Source organism: Terriglobales bacterium, assembly GCA_035561515.1.
Lineage (GTDB): Bacteria > Acidobacteriota > Terriglobia > Terriglobales > Acidobacteriaceae > DATMXP01.
Genome location: DATMXP010000019.1, coordinates 1 through 18,177, shown reverse-complemented (window position 1 = coordinate 18,177; position 18,177 = coordinate 1). Strand labels below are relative to the sequence as shown.

The window sequence follows — 18,177 nt, the reverse complement described above, 5'->3', positions numbered from 1 at the left end:
GAGAACAACAAAGCCACTGAGTCAGCAGAACCTTCAGACCGGGAGGTGGAGGACAAATCAAAGAAACGAGTTACGGCAGAGCAGCGAAACGCACAGACAATTCAGGCCGTTATGTCCAATGCGGAGACTCTGCCCTGGATTACTGGATTAGCGACTGCATCGCGAAACCCTGAGAAGACAATTCTCGAGTGGCATCTTGGTCAATTCACTGCACGAAATAAATTCGACTATTTCATTCATAAGGATCTAGGCGGGTTCCTGCGGAGAGAGCTCGACTTCTTCGTCAAGAACGAGATCGTTCATTTGGACGATCTCGACTCTGCAACGGCACCCCAGGCAAACCAGTATCTCGCGAAGGTCAAGGCGATTCGCGGGATTGCTCACAAGCTCATTGATTTCCTAGCTCAGCTCGAAGATTTCCAGAAGAAGCTTTGGCTCAAGAAGAAGTTCGTAACGGAGGTCAATTACTGCATCACGGTGGATCGCATCGCACCTGAGCTTTATCCCGCGATCGTTGAGAATAACGCTCAGGTGCAGGAGTGGGGTGAATTGCTGAGAATTGGAAACCTGCCGAAAGATGTTTTTGATGTGGAGATTAATCCGCAAAACATTCGCGTTGAGGATTTGAAGAGGCTGCCGAGCCTAGTAGTCGATACTTGTCATTTCGATCAGAACTTTCGCGATGCACTTTTGTCGAATGTTCAGGACTTCGATGAATCGATCAGCGGATTACTAATCCAAGGCGATAACGCCCATTCACTGCGGTTGATTCAAGAAGCGTTCAAGGACCGAATCCGCTGCACCTATATCGACCCGCCATACAACCGGGGAGGGGATGATTTCAATTACAAAGACAATTACCAGCACTCCAGTTGGCTGACGATGATCCGTGAACGGCTTGCGATGTCCCATCCACTCCTCGCGAAAAATGGAGTCATATTTGCCAGCATTGATGAGAACGAGCGCGCGAATTTGGAGCATGCTCTGTCAGAGGTATTCGGGGGCAATAATCGGGTTGAAGAGTTGATCTGGGTGCAGAACACGACTCACAGTCAATCGCCGACATACTCGACAAATCACGAATACGTTGAGGTTTTTGCTAAGAACAAACCAGCCACTATGCAGGAACCCAGTATGTATCGTGAGCCGAAACCCGGGTTTGTTGAATTGCAGGACTTAGTGACGCGGCTCAACCCTGAATACCCATCAATTGAAAAAGTCCAAGAAGAGATTCAAAAGGTAATGATGCAGCACCTGGAAGAATACAAGCAAGAACTCGCCAGTATGGGTCTGCAATACAACTCCGAAACCAAGAAGCAGGACCCTTGGCGTGGAATCTACAGTTACAGCTTCGCAGAATATCGAGATCCTGATGGGCGGCTCGTACCTGAATCGGAAGCAAAAGCAAAGAACGCAACTCTCGTCATTTGGACCGAGTCCGACGCTTCAATGCCAGCAGCAAAACAATCTCCGACGACTAGAGATCCAAACGACGATAACTTTCGCTTTTACAAGCCACCGCACCCCATCACCGGACAGCCATGTCCTCATCCAAAGACGGGGTGGCGCATGCCATATCGATGGCCGGATGAAAGCCGCGAGAGTTTTGAGCGCTTTGCGCAACGAGATCGCATAGTGTGGGGGAAAGACGAAACCAAGGTTCCGAGGTACAAACGCTTTCTGCACGAGGTTGAAACAAATGTGGCGAAGTCCGTGATACACGACTACACCGATGGCGAAAAACAAGTAGCTGACCTCTTCGGAAGAGCAAACGCCTTCCCCAATCCAAAGCCTTCCACACTGATCCAAAGATTCATCCTTCAGACTTGTAGTGGTGGTGATTACGTAATGGACTTTTTCGCCGGTTCGGGCACCACGTTTCAGGCGACATGGGAGGCGGCGGAAGAGCTGCGTAAACCATTGCGGTTTGTGGCAAGTGACATGGGAGCTCACTTTGATGACATCATGCTTCCGCGATTGAAGAAACTGATGTTTTCAAAAAGATGGGTCGATGGCATTCCGAATCACAAAGAGGGACGCAGCGCAATGGTGAAATATCTACGCCTGGAGTCCTATGAAGATGCTCTTAACAATCTTCGGCTTAGACCGCGGACGTTCGCACAGCAAAGCCTACTCGACAGCTATGAGTCAATGCGCGAGGATTATCTGCTCCGCTACATGTTGAATGTAGAGGCAGAAGCATCTGCCTCTCTATTAAGCGTCGATCACTTCGGAGAACCATTCAATTGCTCAATGCAGATCGCAACAGGCACCGTAGGAGAAACACGATCTGTCACCATTGATCTGGTGGAGACATTCAACTATCTCATCGGTTTGCGAGTGACTCGGGTTGATCATCATAATGGCTTCAGAATCGTAGAGGGGCACACCTCGGAAAGAAAAGCCGCCCTAGTCATTTGGCGGAATACAAAAGAAAAGTCAATCGCAGACCTCGATGCTTTCTTCTTGGAGTCCTACAACACCAGAAAGGCCAAGATCGACATCATCTATGTAAATGGTGACAACCACTTGGAAAACCTTCGCAGCGCTCAAGACCGCTGGGAGGTGAGGCTGATCGAGAAGGAATTCCAAGAGAGGATGTTCGACGGAAGAGACGTTTAGAAGGGGATGAGGGACGGCTCTTGAAAAGCACCGCGCGAAAACCAAAACGTGTGAGTAGTTCCAAGCTCGATAGTAATGAGGACCGATTTGATCAGCGGTTGGCATTGTGCCGATGGTTATTTGGACTCTTCGGCGCAAAGGATCTGCGAGATTTGACGGCCGATGGGCACTGGGATGAGTACGAGGGCTTTACGGAGGAAGGTCAGACAGTTTTTCTCCCACTGATCAGCAACCGAAAGGGCAATCATCCGTCAATCACAAGGGAGCTCGTGACAGAATATGACGCCAACATTGTTAGGCACTGGAACGAGATCACAGCTCGCCGGCAGGAAAACGGCAAACGTCCGCTGCCAAAATACTTCCAGTATTTGGCTTTGTTATTTACTGAGATCTACCTTGATCGCTATTTTTATGACATCGAAACGCTGCGGCTGAATTTGAACGAACATCTGGTAGCTTTCAACAACGGGTTGAAGAAGCAACTCTCCCCGTATGAGACTGACGAGCTTCGAAAGCTCGCTCTGTGGTCTGCAACTGGATCGGGCAAAACGCTGCTGATGCACGTCAATGTCAAACAATACCTGCATTATTCGAAAAAGTATGGCCAAGAGCGCAACCTAAACAAAATCATTCTGCTGACGCCGAACGAACGACTTTCAGAACAGCACGAAACCGAGTTCGAGAAGTCTGGCCTTCACGGTGAGATTTTCCAAAAGGACGCCGCGACGCTTTTTCAGGAGAATCGTGTAGAGATCATCGACATCTACAAGCTCAGGGAAGAGTCAAGGCAGAAAACAGTCGATGTCGAAGCATTTGAAGGCAATAATTTGGTACTGGTCGATGAAGGCCACCGCGGGTCCTCAGGAGAGGAGAGCGCGTGGATGGAATACCGCGCCAAGCTGTGTGCTCAAGGGTTTTCGTTTGAGTACTCCGCCACCTTTGGTCAGGCTATGCGGGCCACAAACAATCGCGACCTTCCCGATCAATATGCGAAATCAATCCTTTTCGACTATTCCTACAAGTACTTCTACCGCGACGGATACGGCAAGCAATACCAAATCCTCAACCTAAACGACTGGATATCAGAAAACCGCGAGATATATCTAACCGCGTGTCTCCTGGCTTTTTATCAGCAACTTCGGATCTTCCAAGACTTCGGCCCTGAAGTGATGCCGTACAACATAGAAAAACCACTGTGGGTGTTCGTTGCTGCACGCGTTGCGGCGATGCCGTCGGCAAAGGAAGTCTCCGATGTTATGGACGTTCTGCTTTTTCTAGGCCGCTTTTTAAGCGCAGAAGATCACCCAGCAGTGCTGCAACGATTAGAGGCCCTCGTCAGCGGAACTGCTGCGATAGTAGATCGCGAGCAGAAAGCTCTCTTTCGCAGGAGCTTCGGTTATCTTGCGACGCTGGGAATGTCCGCGGAACAGGTCTTCGAGGACATCCTGCACACTGTTTTCAATACGCACAGCCCCGGCACGCTAAGGCTCAATTGGCTAAAACGTAGTGACGGAGAACTCGCTCTGCAAATCGGCGAGAACGCCCCTTTCGGTGTGGTGAACATTGGGGATTCGAAGAACTTGTTCGATCAGTCTCGCGCGCAAAAATCCATAAACGCGACGGAACAGGAATTATCGACGTCGTTATTCGAAACCATCAATGCTCGGGAAAGTTCAGTTAATCTCTTGATTGGGGCCAAGAAGTTCAGTGAGGGCTGGAATAGTTTTCGAGTCACGACCCTTGGTCTGATGAACGTCGGAAAGTCTGAAGGCTCACAGATTATTCAATTGTTTGGTCGTGGTGTCCGACTGTGGGGACGGGACTTTTCGTTGAAGCGAAGCAAAACGCTACCCGGAAAACACCCAACACACCTTCCGGAATTGGAGAAGCTGTATGTCTTCGGCCTGAAGGCCGACTACATGGATCGTTTTCGAGAGTTTCTCGACGCCGAAGGCGTCCCAGCAGAGGTAATTGAGCTATCGTTACCGATTGTTAAGAATTCTTGGCCCTCGCGCTTGCGTGTACTCCGATCAGTTGGATTTGATTTTAAGAAAGACGGTGAAAACCCGGCTCTGGATAGGTGGCCAGGAGGCAAAGCTCCTCGAATTGTGCTGGATTGGTATCCGAGGGTCTTTTCTCTGAGAGCTGCGGATGATCGCGCAGATGACCGCAAAGCAACAAAGAGCGAAGGAAAATTGACTTCGGCTCATCTGGCTTTCGTAAATTTGGATTCGATTTATTTCGAACTTCAGCAGTTCAAGAGCGATAAGGGTTGGCATAATCTCAGCTTGCCGAAACCGAAGATCGCGGAACTTTTGAACGATCAAACTTGGTACACGCTATTCATTCCCCCGGAGATTCTTCAATTTCGGGATTTCGGGCAAGTTCGGATTTGGGAGCAGATCGCTGTCGGCTTGCTCAAGAAGTACTGCGAGAGGTTTTACAACCTCAAAAAGTCTGCCGCCGAGGCGCCGCATCTTAAATACGTGGAATTGACGCCCGAAGATGAAAACTTTATCGAGGCCGATCAATATGTTGTGCGTTTAGACGAGGGCGATGTCGGTCTGCAACACCAATTGGAAGACTTGCGAGCAACGATCTTTCGTTTGAGAGAAGCAATTAAGAGCGGCGACTTCAGCGGTGTGGTGTTAGCCGGGTTCGGGCCAGAGTTGAAGCCGTTGTTCGTCCGCCAGCACCTCTACCATCCGCTGATCTACGCAGATGGCGTCGAAGTGACACCGGTAGCGTTAAACGACGGCGAACGTCAATTCGTAGAAGAACTGCGCGATTTTTATCAGGCTGAAAAGGCCCGCCTTTTTGCGGGAAAGGAGTTGTATCTTCTCCGAAACCGTTCTCGTGGCCGGGGAATCGGCTTTTTTGAGGCTGGCAATTTCTATCCTGATTTCATAGTTTGGGTACTCAGCGACGAAAACCAGTACATCACGTTCGTCGATCCCAAAGGGATTATTCACGAGTTCGGACTAGACTCCCCAAAATTGCAGCTCTACCGGCTAATCAAGGAAAAGCAAAAGGCATTGAACGATCCCAAAATCGTCTTGAATTCCTTCATCTTATCGCGTACCCCTTTCAACCAGATCACGTGGATCAACGGTGGCGTCACAAAGCAAAATGTGCAAGATCGAAATGTGTTGTTTCTGGAGGACGGCGGAGCAGTCTACTTGCAGCAGCTCTTTTCACGAATTCTTAATGACAACGCTTCCGATATCATCTAAGTTTGCGGCTCGTTGCACTGCTTAGAATCTCTCTTCATTTCTCATTGAGAATTCTTTTGGCGCACTGATCGAGATCGTGTTTGATTTGATGTTGCCAGAGGCGCACGACGCGCCATCCCATTCGCCGCAGCCTCGCATGACTCCGGCGATCTCTCGTTCGATTTTTCTGAATTTTCTCTTTCCAAAAAGGCGACAGTGAATTCGCCCAGCACGGAAACCTGTACCCATGCCAAAAATCACCATCGACAAACACAGCCGTTTTCAAGTTTGCAATAACAAAATCCGGACTGCCCGGTAGTTCTCGATGATTTCGGTCAAACTTGATCCCTTTGTCCCGTAAAACCTTTTCAATGAGCCGCTCAAGTCCGGTCTGCTTGTTCCGGACTCGCGACATGCAGTAACTGCGCTGCGCTATTGTGAGATTGTCCGTCAAGGTTGCTGTACTCCCACGGCGTTTGCGGCTGCCACAAAGTCGCTAATGGCTGGTGCAAATTTCAGGCCACCGGGCACGTGAATCTCGGGTGGCGCTGCGGTTTGGAAATTCTGCGGAGTTTTGGGACAAAGCGACCTGAAGTCACAGGTGGCGCATTTGTCTGGATGAGGTCGCATCGGAAACTCACCTAGGAGTATCCGATCAACCGCCCATTCAACATTGGCAATCGCGGCCGCAATCGACTGATCGGTAATCGGGACTTCGAGGCGCTGATTGTCCTTCAAGAGGTGCACTGATCCAGTTCTCGCCGCCTGAGTCAGCACCTCGCGGGCGGCGTGGGCATATAACTGGACTTGTAGCGCCAACATCGTCCAGTCAAGATCAGGGTTGTTTGTCGGATCAGGTCCGCCTTCTATCGCTTTGAAGTCGATGACGGTCGCGTCCAGAATCTGATTGTTTTCGTCCACTTTCAGGAGCAGATCGATAGCACCCATTAAGACCGCATGTGTCAGGGGTATCTCGAAGCGCACCTCTACGGCTCTCTCCTGGATAAAGTCTTCCGCAAATTGGTTTGTGTATTCCCTCAGGATTGAAACGGCTTTGGCCTTGGCTCGCTCGTAGCCGCCTGGTCGGTTTATCGGATCTTGACTGGGTGCGACGTGCTTAAGGTGGAATGTCTGCTCAGCAATCTGGCCTGCTTGATCGCTTGTAGGAACGGTTGTGGGAAATAGCTCATGCAATTTTTCGACGGCCGTGTGAACCGTCTTCCCAAAACCGAACATTTCACTAATTGCTGGGCTAAAACCGAAGCTCTTTCTGAATTGAAAATCCTTCGGGCATCGCAAGAAATAGCGGGCCTCCGAAAAACTGGTCGGCATCACCGTTTCATCAATTCGACGGCGCTGCGCATGCGGTTGCAGTCCGGCCGGTAACCCGTTCGGGATTTCCAAAAGTTGTTGGTGAGCCAGTCTCAGGAAGTACGATGATCGACTCTTTACCCTTCGTGCGCCGGGCAGATTAGCGCTGCCCGTTACATAGAGGAAGCGTTCCGCTCTCGTGATTGCCGTGTAGAAAAGACGTGCTTCCTCTTGTGGTGTCGATTGGTATGCGCCACGATTCAGCGACGAACCGATTACAGCCTGGGGTAACCAGCCGTCGTATGCACTGCGATTCTTCGGGAAACGCTGGGACTCCACATCAACGACGAAAACTACAGGGAATTCGAGTCCTTTTACCTTATGAACCGTGGAAACCGTGACGGCATCGGGTCGCAGAAGCACATCATGCGTTGATGTGTCGTAACCTGTCTCTGCCACATGCTCCAGAAAATTGAGTATCTCTCCAAATCGCCTTGGAGAATCAATACTGAGATATACCGTCTCGACGTCTTGAAGCATTCGGCTGAAAACCCCAAGATCTTGCATCGTGCCAGAATCGAAGTTCGAGCTCTGAATTCCAAGTGCTTCGAGAAGATCGTGAACGAGCTGTTGAGGGAAGAGCCGTTGCCGAACACCGGCTGGCGGATGAATTCTTCGGCCCCAGTCTGCCATCACATTCGCGAATCGCGAAAAATTTGCATCGGGATAGACTGGCTCGATTGCAGACTCAAAAAGGTTCTGAAGTATATCGCGCGCGGGATTGTCGTTGCGCAGCAGTCCAAAGATATCCCGCAGAACTCTGACCTGGGGACGGTCGAAGATTCCGCCTCCAGCTTCGAGACTGTAGTCAATCTTGCGCGCTGAAAGTGCTTGCGTAAACGCGAGATGCCGGGGAGAGCCATCCCCCTCCGGTTGACGCGTCGAGCGCATCAGAATTGCGAAATCGGCTGGAGTCAGGCCGCGGATGGTGCCGTCTTTCTCTTGGTACCGAGTACCCAGTAACGCCAAAATTCGATCCGCGACCCAACTTGCTTCGTCAGCCCGACTCTGAAACCACAGCTTCCGGAAGTCCTCGGGACCGTTAGGTACATCAGCTTGGGGATTCTTCGTAAGTCGTCGTGCGCCAAGCTCGGCTGCAATGAACGCGTCTGCTGCGCCGACAATCGCGGGTGTGCTTCTGAAGTTCTTTGGAAGATTGTGGCGGGCGGCATTCGGAAATCGCTGTTGGAAATCGAGAATGTTTGAAACATCCGCACCTCGCCAAGAATAGATGGCTTGGTCATCGTCTCCCACAACGAATAGCGTCGCACCAAGCGAATGCAACTGGGATATCAGCACTTCCTGTGCAGGGTTTACATCCTGGTACTCATCGACGATGAGATGCCGAAGTTCTCCTACCGCGTGTCTAGCTTGCGGGGTTCCGGCCAGTAGCGCCTCGACTGCGAGGCGAATCATCATCGAAAAGTCGATGTACTGATCTTGGTTAAGACGTGTACGGAGACATTGCAATACGTCTCCGAGTGCAGCATCATGCTGACCGACACTGGCAATATCAAGCATTTCATCGTTCAGCACCTTCCAAGCATCAGAGACTTGCCGAATTACCTCAAAATACCCGACCTGCCGGCCATTGCGGTTTCGCAAGTGATGAAGCCCAAGCTGGGGATAACGTGAGATCAAGTAGAGTTTGAGCCGGTTTTCGTCCAGTACATCGAACTGACGATAACGTGCGTCCATTGCGCCAAGCAGATTCTGGCAGTAACTGTGAATTGTTCCGATATACATCGCACCGAGCATTGTGTCGGGAATGCCGACGGCCTTTAATGCCGACGCAACTCGCAGCTTGATCGACTCGGCAGCCTTTTCAGTGAACGTAAATGCGACGATCCCCTTTGGGTCGATGCCCTGCGCGATTAGCCTTGCAATCCGATAGGCGAGAGTCCGGGATTTGCCTGAGCCAGCACACGCTAGGGCCAATATTTCAGGGGTGTCGTCCAGTGCCGCGTCATACTGATTTGGGCGCGTGAGATTTTGCGCGAGGACTTCTTCTATGTTGGGCATCCGACTTCTCTAAGAATCTGTAAATTTTTCTTGCATGGCGGCGAATAAACTCAGGTGGAAGTGCGTTCCCGATGAGAGCAGCCACTGCAAACTTACCTTTTTCAAGCGAGAAAAAGTAGCTCCTGGGAAATGATTGAAGGACCGCAGCCTCTCGTAGCGTGATCGCACGATTAGCTACAGGATGCAAAAACCGACCTTTTGACGGATTCACACAACCGGTCGTGATCGTCGGGGCTACCTTCTTCCAAGCCATTCGACCGTAAACATCCTTAAATCCCGTGGACCGACGATGACAGCGCAACTTCATGCGTCTCGGAAGGCTGGAACGACTACCCCCGTTTTTCGGAATAAGCGCAATGAGCTCAGTTATTCGATCTGATCGCTTTGAAGGTCTGACATCATGTAACGGGTCCGTTCGCTTTCTGCTACTCAGCCCGCGCAGAGCCTGCCAGACCGTCTTGGGTTTGATGGTGCGCCTGCCGAACCCCACTTTACCGTAAAGGCTCCCAACCAAGATCAATCGCCGACGACGCTGCGGAACTCCAAATTCTTGAGCATCCAAGACCTCGAATTGGCACTCGTACCCAAGCTCCTCAAGGGCTTTACTGAGCTTTTCCATGCGCTTGTCGGAAGCAAGCCCCGGAACATTTTCAAGCATAATGGCCTTGGGACGGATCTCCCGCACGAAGCGCAGGTATTCAAAAACGAGATCATTCCGCTTGTCTTCAACTTGAGCAGAGCCGTTGAGCGTTTTCAGAGTCGAGAACCCCTGGCACGGCGGGCATCCCGCTAACAGATCGATCTCGCCTTTTTTCTTCCGAACCTTCCGCATCATAGTCCGGCACTTTAGCTTGCGGATGTCCGTCTCGAAGACAACGACTTCTGGATGGTTCTTGGAATATGTTTTTACGGCAAGAGGATCAATCTCGACAGCAGCGATAACCGTAAAGCCAGCCGTCTTCAGCCCCTCGGTCAGCCCACCGCTGCCAGCGAAGAGATCTATCGCGGTGCGACTGCGCGGTCGTGAGATCGTCCCTATTGAGTTTCCGCGATGTAGCTGTCCCACAGATACCTCGATGCACTCTTATTCGTCAATTCGAATCTCCAAGCCCAGCTTCTGCAGGACTCGATATGCATCTTGAGAGGTAATCTCAATTGCTGGCACCCCCGTGAGAGCTGCAACAAGCTGTCGGATTGGGAACTGAACTCCATTGACCATGGTCGAATATTTCTGAATTCGTCCCGGTGTGAGACCTTTTGCCGCCTTCACCACGTCGGTTTTGTCCTTTTCGTAGGTGTGTCCTCGAAGCGTGAACTTTGCAGACATATGCGGAAGTTATAACATTTTACTATTCATATTTCTTCTACTACTACACAAAAAGTGCTCTGTTGATGAAACGCAAACCCTTTCAGAATCAACGACTTTCGGCTATCGTGAGCCGAGCTCTCGTATTTGGGCTGAGCTGAAGGAAGTAAAATGCTCGGAGGCACTCGAAGATCCACAATGAAATGACCAAGCGACTGATCGATGACTTTCTTGAGAACCCGAACCCGACGACGATGGATGCGCTGATTTCTTGTTTTAGGGCAGACACGGTATCGGATGAGGACATTGCTTATCTTGCAAATGGTATTGGAACAAACGGCGAGGTAATGGAACACACGCCGCAAGCAGTTGTTGCGGATGTCCCATCGACTGGTGGCCCATCAAGTTTATCGACACTGCTATCACCGCTCGAACTGGCTGCGGGCGGTGCGATGGTTCCCAAATTGGGGGTGCCAGGTAGACCGGCGGGCGGTGTCGATGTTTTGGCCTGCATTCCCGGCTTTAGAGTAAGTCTCAACGCGACGGAGGTACGCCGCTGTCTGAATAAATGCGGTTATGCGCATTTCTTGGCTGGTGCGCGTTTTGCCCCATTGGATGCCATGCTGTTCTCATACCGGCAAAAGGTCGGGGCTCAAGACGTGCCGAGCCTCGCCGTAGCAAGCCTGCTCTCGAAAAAGATCGCAGTCGGAGTTAATCGTGTGTGTTTGGACGTCAGAGTCGCCTCATTCACGAATTTCGGCGGGTGGGAGCAGGCACGTGAAAATGCACGACGGTTTGTACGAGTGGCTGCTCGACTTGGAATTCGCGCGACCGCGTTCTTGACTGATGGCAGTATGCCGTATCAGGGTTTTATTGGGCGTGGAGAAGCCCTTGTCGCGTTGAATAGCGTCTTCAGCGGGAATGCTCCTGATGATCTGAAGCACCATGCCGAGCTTTGCAGGCAGATGGCGCGGTCTTGCCTTGATTCTCCACTGGGGGCTCCGCCAGCAGTTTTGGCCGCGAAATTTCAGAATCATCTGGAGCAGCAGGGGGCTTCCTGGGAGGATTTCCAGCGCAAACTGTTGCAACTTGGTTCGGAACCGCGAGCTGTGATCAGAGCAGAATCTGACGGTTTCGTCGGCGTCGATCTCAATTCAATCAGGCGAATACTGTCATCGAGGCAACAGCTCGGGCAACCGACGAAGGAAGCATTCTCAGATCCATGTGGAATCACGCTGCTCATTCCTTATGGCCAGAAGATGAGGGCGGGAGATGCAATCGCGGAGATTCGCGCAACGGAAGCACTTGGGTCTCTCGCCGACGAGCTAAGGAACGTCTTCTTCCACTCGAAAGAACCGATCAGAAGGCGCAGCACAGAACTGATCCAATAGGAGGTCTTCTTTGCCGAGCTTGTGTTGTTTTTGGTGTCCTGCTTCCGACTTTACAAATAGAGAACCTGGCGAGAAGTGCGCAACGTGCGGGCGAGCTTTTGAGGTCCCTTTGCAGCAGCCTCCTAGCCGCGTGGCATCTTTCGTTATTGAGGAAGCGATTTCACGTGGCTTCTACAGCGCCGTCTATCGAGCACGACAGGAGTCTTTGGGGCGAACAGTCGTGTTGAAAATCGTTCCCGTTTCCATTTATGAGTACTTCAAGAAAGACTGGTCAAAAGAATGCCAGGAACACGCCAAAATTGCGGAGGGTACTCCTTTTGTCGCTAATATTACGGATCAATTCAGGGCAACTGTCACAATCAGCAGTTCGCCGATCGAATGTTTTGTCGCGGTTTTAGAAAACATTCCAGGGCCGACTCTGGAGCAAGTGCTCACGGACCCCGATCGAAACCAGCTGACCCCACGAACAGCAGCACAGATCGCTGCCGACCTGTTCGAAATATTTCACTTATTTGCCCATCGCGAGCGCTTTCACAATGATCTTCACGGCGGCAATATCATCGTGCAGCGCGTACCGCCCACGAGCTTCAGGTCAGGTGTTATTGATCCCGGCGTTCGGGCGGTTGCTATCGACCTGGGGTCCGTCCTAGATGCGGATCGAAGTGGCGATCACGGAGGTCGCGTTCTGGGAGATCAACACCAGATAGCTCGACACATCTCTCATCTCGCCACTTCTGTTCAGAATCGTAGAAGCTCGGATCTCGACTACAGAATTGCAGGAACGCTCAGGGGACTGGCTGAACATCTCGCGCCCGAAACCGGGGCACAACGAGTAATGACGGTTGATGATGCCTCTGCAGCGCTTCGCAGCGCTCTCAGTTCTATCGACGAACCTTGGCGTCAGCCACTTTCACTACACCGCTTTGGTGATGCGTATAACGCTCAAGCGCTTGAATCGTGGCATGTGCCCGAGCTGTGGTTCGATCCTCAAGACAAGTGGTTGACCCGCACTAGCGCGCGAGGACCCCAAGTAATCACTGGAATGCGGGGCTGCGGAAAGACCATGCTGCTGAGGGCCTTACATTTTCACGCACGGGCGGCAGAAGCACAAAAGCGTGGTGGCGCGATATCGAGTCAGCTAGACCGCGATCAATTCTTAGGACTTTACGCGTCTTGTCAAAAACTTCTTGATCCTTACCGTCGGCCAGAGGGCAATGAAACGGGTATTGCATTGCCGTTCGAGCGGCTCTACGTTGCTTACATTCGGGATGCGATCCGTGTGTTGCGCCACTTAAGATCGATGGATTCCTCTGCTGTGGTTGCTTCGATTGATGTCCTGCTTCGCGATTCACTCAAGCCGCTTGAGATTTCCTCTGGCGCGAGTTTCGACACCGGCGAACGGTCATTTGAGCAATTCTTGACGGACTTGCAGTTTCAGCTCGCTGAAGGAGAAGCAGGCTGCAAGTTGAAAATGGCTCCTGCTGAGGCATTTGGGCATTTAGCAATGATCCTCCAAGGCGCCGCACCTGTCTTCGCCGGGAAATATGTGCTTTTTCTTCTTGATGACGTTTCCACGAGGTACTTGCACTACGACATGGTCAGGGAGGTGATTTCGAAGCTATTGTTTCAGCATCCTAAGTGCGCGTTTCGTATTACAACGGAAGCCCAAGCGCTACAGCGAATGCTTTTATCGCCTGGCGGCACCGCGCCCGCGGACCCAAACCGCGACTTTGATGAATTCGACCTGGGCAATGAGGTATATCGGTTGTTGCAAGAGGGATCTACAAAGGAAAAGATGGAATTTGTTTCCGAAATCCTCCGCAGACGCGGGAAACAATTTCAAGACGAACTATATCGTCGCGAGCCTGTTGAGTTGCTGGGAGATATCAGTTTGGAGCAAATCGCCGACGAGATTGCTACCTCATCAGCATCTTCGCCTGCCCGAAAACGCGTATATCGTGGTTTGCGGGCCTTGCAAGCGGTTTGTGTCGGTGACCTCGGCGATGTAGTCAAGTTGTACGAGAAAATCTTGATGCGGGCCAATCCGAGTGAACCGACGGTATCGCCGGAAAAGCAATGTGATTGTTTTCTAGAGCACTCTGCCAGCCTAATGCATTTTCTGAATCGGAGAGATCAGCATAAGAAAAGCTTGGCGTTGTCCTTTGCTCAAGCTTCAGGAGAACTACTGACTCGCTCAGCCAAGAACGGCACCACGGGTAAGCGTCGGCTTCGACAATACACGAAACTCTATGTACGAGTGGATGCAGGACCAGATTTCGATTCCGTCGTCGCAACGCTGCTCGATTTACTAGACGCCGGAGTATTTGTTTACGACGGGGGAGCGCCCCGGGCCAAGACGCGTGACAACGATCCAGTTCTGCAGTTCAAACTGTCATATCGAAAGATGCTTGGGCTGGCGAGTTACATGGGACTTTCTGATCGTGACAGGTTTGAATTGTCAGGGGAGAATCTGAAGCAATGGCTTTCCAATCCCGCAGATGCAAAGGACATTCTGGTTGAGAGCGAATCCAAGAGCATCGCAGCAGATACTGAAAGGCAGGAGGATGCAGACGTGCAAACACGGCACCTCGATAGCCAGCCTTCAGTCGAACCACATGCGGGAGAATCGTCCCAGCCGAAACCAGTTCAACTCACGTTTTCCGAATCTAGTACAGAGCGCACAAGTACTCCCATTTATCCATCCCTGGGTTTATATGCCGAAGCGCTTGATATAGAACAACTTGCTGATCGTAATGTGGAAGCTGCAGTCATTGCTCTGGGGTTCGAGGATCGCACCGTAGAATCTGCAAAACGATTGTTAAGTGTTGTTCGTCCGCGACGTCTCATTCTTGTCCAATACGACGACCATCAGGGGCGTGAGATTGCCGATGAGGTCAATCGACTACGTATTCCCGCTAAACGGGTTGGCACATATCAAGACCTGTGCCGTGAGCTGAGCGATATCCCAGGTGAAGTGGTTCTTGACGCTTCGGGATTTTCCAAGCCCTTCCTGTTCGTAGCTGCCCGCGACCGTGTTCGACAGATTGGACGACTACTTGTGGTGCATACGCTTGCGGAAGAATACTTCCCGCGCGACGAAGATCTTGAGGGACGGGGCATTTCAATCGATTCCCAAGATAACGACATTTTGAGCCGCTTGGGGGATGTCTTCATGGGAGAGCAGGCTCCATATAACCTTACCGAAGTTCATCAGGAGATGGCCGAGCCTGAGCGCTGGAGGGCGCTGATGGCATCCGCATCACCCAAGAATGATCGCTTGTTGCACCTTTTGGACGCGCGAACTTATGACGCGGCACGAATTTTTGCTCCTCCGCCGACATCCATACGCAGGCGAGTCGCCCGAGTCGCCGCTCAGTTGTCAGCTAGTGCAGCCGATTCCAACGTGGCATTGATTGATGTCGATACCAATGATCTACCGGGTGCGCTTCGAAAGGCTGAGGAAGTCTATAACGAACTGTACTTCGGCAGTGGTGCCAATATCGAGATTGGACTTACAGGCTCAAAAATGCACTCTATCGCTTTTGGAGCTTTGGCCGGAGTCGCACGAGTGGCCGCGGCGTGGTACGTATCACCAAAAGCGTATGACATGGATCGCTTCACAAGAGGAACCTGCGAGACACGCTGTTTTGAATTGTTGGGGAGCCGCTCCTCGGAAGACAACACGGAGCCGCGTAGGAGGAAGGATTGATGATCCCCCCAGAGTCGCACTGGAGAACACGAGCAGAACAGCGGCTTTACGTAGCGTTCTGTGAACTAGCGTCTTCACTCCTAGACTACGCCGCTGGAGCGGACACGTTGGAGGGTGTAAAAGCTAGCCCTGCCCGCTTGAACTGGGCGGCGACAAGTCTGTACTACTCCATCGTACATACAGCGCGACTATTAGTATTCGTCCCCTATGGCGATTTCCCGACGAGTCACGCACAACTGCCACACTGCCTTGAAAGGAACGAATCACGTTTCGACGACTTGGCTTGCGAAGTTTCTTCGACAGAATGCAGTGCCTCAGGCCCAAAGAACTGGAGCCGAAGTCGATTCAGCAGCCCTTCAGCATTTCTGGGAGCGAGTAGGTGTCCCGGATGTACGTTTGAAACTTGACAAGCTTTCGTCGGTACTCCGCAGTGCGAAGGAACTCAGGAACGAAAACAACTACGAGTCACTTCTTATCGCACATGAGTTTAGGCACACAGGACTTACGGAACTATTTTCACGGCTCGCCTGCACAATGAGACGCCTCGCAAATGTATGCGCAAGAGTCGGTGTGTGCTGTTTCGTCACCTACATGAAGACGAGACCGCCTCGCGAGCAGGCGTTCATAGTTCGGTATGGCCGGAAGAGAATACTTGAACCTATTCGCGAGTGGCATTCGGAGCCGGTAAGGCGTGAAGTGGAAAGCCTAATTGAGGAGATGCTACGCCTTGATGCAAATGACCAAGCTGGGGCAGACGACATCGACTTGCTTACTTCTCGGACCTATTTCAACGAGAAGGATGGATTGCTGAACGATTTCCGGGCGAAAATCACTGCTTTGGAGGCAGCAGTCACGTAGTATCCATAAGCACGTCTCCGCCGGATGCAATCTTCACCGGACGACCGAGGGAGCGTTCGATTCAACAACTTGCAGCAAATAACAGGATACGCGCGTCTATATGGTGTTACGTACTGCCCACAATCCGATGAAGCCGGAAGCGAGAGATTTGGTGTTGGCCGTCCTGACGCGCATTCAGGAGATGGACGGAACCGCGAACAAAACCAAGCTGCTGAAGCTCGTTTATCTTGCGGACATTGAATTCTTCAGAACTACGGGCGAAACGTTCACGGGTTTTGATTGGATTTACTTTCTCTACGGTCCTTGGACAGCCGAGTACGACGAATTGCTGAAGCAGTTGGAAGCCGAGGGCGTACTTACACTGGAGCCTTGGGCGGGGAGTGGCGTCGAAGGCGAGAGGATAATCGCCAAGGAAAAAGTCCCTCTGGAAAGCGTAATCAAGTCGACGGACGTTTTCTTCCGAACTCGACGGCATGTCGATACTTGGGCGGACAGAGGAGTCCCACGCCTACTGGATTACGTCTATTTCGAAACAGAGCCAATGCAGGATGCTGTCAAGATGCAGCGGCTGGATTTCACTAAGGTTTCCAAAGAACCTCCTCGACTGTACCGCCGCACGAAAAGCGGTGCGGATAGTTCGCAATTGAAAGCAGTGCGCCGAAGATTCTCTCAGACATTTGAAGAAGCATCTGGGCAGGAGAGCTGGCGGTCGATTGAACATCAGTCTGCACCTTTCGACGAAAAATACTTCCGCGCATTAGCCGAATTCGACAAAGAGGAATGAACGATTGGCGGCGTTCTTAGATGAGATTTTCGAGCAGTTCTACACCTCCGCAACAGTCGACCTCGCCAGTCGGGCTTTCGGCCAGTTTTTCCGCGCGCCTGCGTACTATCCGCACCAAAAGCTTGACATTTGGCGTCCGAGCAGCGTTGATGTGAAACTTGGAATTGCCACTAACTTCAATATTACAGGCGCAGGCCAGGACGCCTTCCGTCGTGCTCTTCCTTACTCAAATCCTCCGCTGAAGACAAATGAGGAGTTTATCGCTTTGAAAGCGAAACCGCGGCCTGTCATCCTCATCCAGCCGCCCGACCCGGAACTCACCAAAGTCAAAAAGGCTGGATATGCTGGAAAAGTCGTACGACACCTCTGCCCTGTTGTGCTTGTATACAGCGCTGAGGATGATGCGGGAAACAGCAAATTCGACCTTGAATTCATAGACCGCGTTCGGAGGCTGGAGTACCGACAATTTCTGTTTCTCCCGAAAGGTGGCCCTCTGACCGTTGACAGTATCGCGCGTCTGGACGAAGTGCAGTCAATCGCCGAGAACCAGCTTGAGCCTACGAAGTTTGCTTTGACGACGGAAATCTGTAACATCCTCCGGTCGCAGGTCAGCTATTTCTTCACCGGTCTCTCAGGGAAAGATTTCGGAGACTGGGCAGCACTTCTGCGGGAATAAGTGGAAGCCGTGCGGAGCTATCTGCATGTTTCTTGGAAGACCTTTTACTGCCCGCGAATTGACGATAGGTTGTATCGTTTTCATTTTTGTTTCGGGACCAGGGGGTCGGAGGTTCAAATCCTCTCTCCCCGACCATTCTTCAAAATCCCGCGTAACTCGCTGAAAACCAAGTTCGAGAATTTTCGGCAAACATCAGGGTTCTAAAATCGTCCTCTAAGGCCGACCA

Annotated in this window: 9 protein-coding genes; 6 read left to right on the top strand and 3 right to left on the bottom strand. The window is 51.6% G+C overall.

The features are described 5' to 3' along the window. Positions 1-303: 303 nt before the first annotated feature. Positions 304-2,622 (top strand): site-specific DNA-methyltransferase, encoded by a 2,319-nt coding sequence (locus VN577_07890; protein HWR14735.1) that lies wholly within the window; start codon positions 304-306, stop codon positions 2,620-2,622. Positions 2,623-2,642: 20 nt separating this feature from the next. Then, positions 2,643-5,855, top strand: a complete 3,213-nt coding sequence (locus tag VN577_07885) for a DEAD/DEAH box helicase family protein (GenBank protein ID HWR14734.1) — start codon at positions 2,643-2,645, stop codon at positions 5,853-5,855. 429 nt (positions 5,856-6,284) lie between these two features. On the opposite strand, the gene VN577_07880 is transcribed toward VN577_07885, so the two are convergent. Genes VN577_07880 through VN577_07870 form a run of 3 tightly spaced genes read right to left on the bottom strand, consistent with a single transcriptional unit; the run spans position 6,285 to position 10,554 of the window. Continuing rightward, positions 6,285-9,227, bottom strand: a complete 2,943-nt coding sequence (locus VN577_07880; GenBank protein ID HWR14733.1) for an ATP-dependent DNA helicase — start codon at positions 9,225-9,227, stop codon at positions 6,285-6,287. Beyond that, positions 9,172-10,293, bottom strand: a complete 1,122-nt coding sequence (locus VN577_07875; GenBank protein ID HWR14732.1) for a DNA cytosine methyltransferase — start codon at positions 10,291-10,293, stop codon at positions 9,172-9,174. The genes VN577_07880 and VN577_07875 overlap by 56 nt, the downstream gene beginning before the upstream one ends. A gap of 18 nt (positions 10,294-10,311) precedes the next feature. Continuing rightward, a complete protein-coding gene (locus VN577_07870; protein HWR14731.1) occupies positions 10,312-10,554 on the bottom strand; it encodes a hypothetical protein in 243 nt (80 codons plus the stop codon). A gap of 233 nt (positions 10,555-10,787) precedes the next feature. On the opposite strand from VN577_07870, the gene VN577_07865 reads away from it, so the two are divergent. From VN577_07865 to VN577_07850, 4 genes are all read left to right on the top strand, one after another. Beyond that, positions 10,788-11,924 (top strand): hypothetical protein, encoded by a 1,137-nt coding sequence (locus VN577_07865; GenBank protein HWR14730.1) that lies wholly within the window; start codon positions 10,788-10,790, stop codon positions 11,922-11,924. A gap of 130 nt (positions 11,925-12,054) precedes the next feature. Next, positions 12,055-15,633, top strand: a complete 3,579-nt coding sequence (locus VN577_07860) for a hypothetical protein (GenBank protein HWR14729.1) — start codon at positions 12,055-12,057, stop codon at positions 15,631-15,633. Between the two features lie 958 nt (positions 15,634-16,591). After that, positions 16,592-17,275 (top strand): hypothetical protein, encoded by a 684-nt coding sequence (locus VN577_07855; GenBank protein HWR14728.1) that lies wholly within the window; start codon positions 16,592-16,594, stop codon positions 17,273-17,275. A 4-nt stretch (positions 17,276-17,279) separates the two neighbouring features. Beyond that, complete coding sequence (locus VN577_07850) at positions 17,280-17,951, top strand: hypothetical protein (protein ID HWR14727.1); 672 nt, start codon at positions 17,280-17,282, stop codon at positions 17,949-17,951. Positions 17,952-18,177: the final 226 nt, after the last annotated feature.